Annotated in this window: 2 protein-coding genes; one reads left to right on the forward strand and one right to left on the reverse strand. The window is 70.3% G+C overall.

Annotated elements, in window-relative coordinates; translation table 11 throughout:
* Positions 1–1,352 (forward strand): DNA gyrase C-terminal beta-propeller domain-containing protein (locus D8Y23_RS16320; RefSeq protein ID WP_275087522.1); only part of this gene is annotated, 1,352 nt, incomplete at its 5' end.
* Positions 1,353–1,393: 41 nt separating this feature from the next.
* Here the strand turns inward: D8Y23_RS16320 and D8Y23_RS16325 are convergent.
* On the reverse strand, positions 1,394–3,335 hold a 1,942-nt coding region (locus D8Y23_RS16325; RefSeq protein WP_164878288.1), incomplete at its 5' end, for a DNA gyrase/topoisomerase IV subunit B.

Consider the following 3,335-nt stretch of genomic DNA (forward strand, 5'->3'; position numbering starts at 1 on the left):
CCCGCCGCAGCGAGTACCGGCTCGCCCGCAAGCGCGAGCGCCTGCACCTCGTCGAGGGACTGCTCATCGCGATCCTCGACATCGACGAGGTCATCCAGGTCATCCGTTCCTCGGACGACGGCGAGCAGGCGCGCACGCGCCTCCAGGAGGTGTTCGACCTCTCCCACCCGCAGGCCGAGTACATCCTCGAACTGCGCCTGCGCCGCTTGACCAGGTTCTCCCGCATCGAGCTCGAGGCCGAGCGCGATCAGCTGAAGGCCGAGATCGATCAGCTCGTCGAACTGCTCGGCAGCGACGTGCTGCTCCGCGGGCAGGTCGCGAGTGAGCTCGAGGCGGCCGCCGAGGCATACGGCACACCGCGCCGCACGATGCTGCTGAACGGCGGGCCCGTGCAGCCCCGGTCGGCCAAGGCCGCGGCCGCCGCCGACCTGCAGATCGCCGATTCCCCCTGCCGCGTGTTCCTCTCCGCGACGGGTCGCATGGTGCGCGCGGAACTCTCCGCCGACGCACCCGGAGGCGGCGTGATCCCCCCGACGAGACGAGCGAAGCACGACGCTATCCGCTCCTCCGTCGACACCACGACGCGCGGCGACATCGGCGCCGTGACCTCGGCGGGGCGCCTCGTCCGCTTCTCCCCCGTCGACCTGCCGTCGGTGCCGGGGAACGCGGTGCAGCTGGCCGCCGGAACCAAGGTCGAGCAGTACCTCGCCCTGGGCAAGGGCGAGCAGGTCATCGCTCTGGTGCCCTTGACCGATGGCCCGCCCATCGCGCTCGGCACGGCCCAGGGCATCGTGAAGCGTGTGGCGGCGAGCGAGCTCGGTACGAAGCCCGAGATCGAGATCATCGGCCTTCGCGACGGTGACCGGGTGGTCGGGGCTGCCCCGGCCTCGGATGCCGCGGAACTCGTGTTCGTCGCCGACGACGCGCAGCTCCTACGGTTCGACGCCTCGTCGGTGCGGCCGCAGGGGCGATCGGCCGGGGGCATGGCCGGCATCCGGTTGTCCGATGGCGCGCGCGCGATCGCGTTCGCCGTCGTCGGAGGGTCGTCCTTCGACGCAGTCGTCGTGACGGTCGCCGGATCCACCGCCGCTCTGGCGGGGACGGATGCCGGCAGCGCCAAGGTCTCGGCGTTCACCGAGTTCCCGGCCAAGGGGCGCGCGACCGGCGGCGTGCGGGCGCAGCGTCTGTTGCGGGGCGAGGACGCGCTCACGCTCGCGTGGGTCGGCTCCGATCCGCGCGCGGTGGGCGCGGACGGGTCGGTGCGGGCACTGCCCGAGCCGGGCGCCAAGCGCGACGCGTCAGGTCAGCCGCTGGATGCCGTCGTCGGCGCGATCGGCACCGCGATCCGCTGAGACCCGGCCGCGAGGCACCGGATCGGGCACGCCTCCGGGGTTCAGACGTCGATGCGCTCGCGGGCGAGGCGGTCGCTGGAGTCCACGATGAACTCGCGGCGCGGGGCGACCTCGCTGCCCATCAGCAGGTCGAAGACCTTCGCGGCCTCCTCCATGTCGCGCACCTGCACGCGGCGGAGCGTGCGACCGGCACGGTCCATCGTGGTCGTGGCGAGCTGATCGGCATCCATCTCGCCCAGGCCCTTGTAGCGCTGGATCGGCTCCTGCCACCGCTTGTTGGCCTTCTTCAGCTTCGTGAGCAGCCCGTGCAGTTCTTGTTCGCTGTAGGTGTAGATCGTCTCGTTCGGCTTCGAGCCTGGGTTCATCACGATCACCCGGTGCAGCGGCGGCACCGCCGCGAAAACGCGCCCCGCCTCGACGAGCGGCCGCATGTACCGGAAGAACAGCGTCAGCAGCAGCGTGCGGATGTGTGCGCCGTCGACGTCGGCGTCGCTCATCAGGATGATCTTGCCGTAACGCGCGGCGTCGAGATCGAACGAGCGGCCAGAGCCCGCACCGATCACCTGGATGATCGACGCGCACTCGGCATTCGAGAGCATGTCGCTGATCGACGCCTTCTGCGTGTTCAGGATCTTGCCGCGGATGGGCAGAAGCGCTTGGTACGCGCTGTTGCGCGCGTCGCGGGCGGTGCCCAGTGCCGAGTTGCCCTCCACGATGAACAGCTCGGAGTCGGCGACGTCGTTCGAGCGGCAGTCGACGAGCTTGGACGGCAGCGAGGAGGACTCGAGCGCGTTCTTGCGACGCTGCGTCTCCTTGTGCGTGCGCGCGGAGATGCGCGCCTTCATCTCGGAGACGACCTTCTCGAGGAGGAGCGCCGTCTGCGCCTTGTCGTCGCGTTTCGCCGAGGCGAATCGTTCGGTCAGTGCCTTCGCGACGACCTGCGACACGATCTGGCGCACCGCGGGCGTTCCGAGCACCTCTTTCGTCTGGCCCTCGAACTGCGGTTCGGGAAGGCGGACCGTGAGCACGGCGGTGAGGCCGGCGAGGAGGTCGTCCTTCTCGATCTTGTCGTTGCCGACCTTGAGCTTCCGCGCGTTCTGCTCGACCTGGCTGCGCAGGATCTTCATCAGGCCCTGCTCGAAGCCCTGCTGATGCGTACCGCCCTTGGGCGTCGCGATGATGTTGACGAACGACCGCGTGGTGGTCTCGTACCCCGTGCCCCAGCGCACGGCGACGTCGACCTCGCACTCGCGCTGCACCTCGGTCGGCACCATCGAGCCGCCGGGCTGCAGCACGGGGACGGTCTCGGAGAACGTGCCGGTGCCGGTGAGGCGCCAGGTGTCGGTGATCGCCGCGTCGGGGGCCAGGAAGTCGGCGAACTCGGAGATGCCGCCGTCGAACCGGTAGCTGGTCTCGACGGGCTCGTCGCTGCGCTCGTCGGCGATGACGATCTCGAGCCCGGGCACGAGGAAGGCCGTCTGCCGCGCGCGCTGCACGAGTTCGTCGAATCCGAAGGCGGCATCCTTGGTGAAGATCTGCCGGTCGGCCCAGTAGCGGATGCGGGTGCCGGTGACGCCGCGGGCCGCCTTGCCGACGACGCGCAGTTCGCTGCTGGCCTCGAACGGCGTGAAGGCCGAGTCAGGTCCGACGCCAGCGAACACGCCCGGCTCCCCGCGGTGGAACGACATCGCGTAGGTCTTGCCGCCGCGATCGACCTCGACGTCGAGACGTTCGGACAGGGCGTTGACCACCGAGGCGCCCACGCCGTGCAGACCGCCGGAGGCCGCGTAGGAGCCGCCGCCGAATTTGCCGCCGGCGTGCAGCTTCGTGAAGACCACCTCGACGCCGGTGAGTCCGGTGCGCGGTTCGACGTCGACCGGGATGCCGCGCGCACGGTCGCGCACCTCGACGCTGCCGTCGTCGTGAAGCACGATGTCGATGCGGGAGCCGTGGCCGGCGAGGGCCTCGTCGACGGAGTTGTCG

Source organism: Microbacterium enclense (assembly GCF_004022425.1).
Lineage (GTDB): Bacteria > Actinomycetota > Actinomycetes > Actinomycetales > Microbacteriaceae > Microbacterium > Microbacterium enclense_A.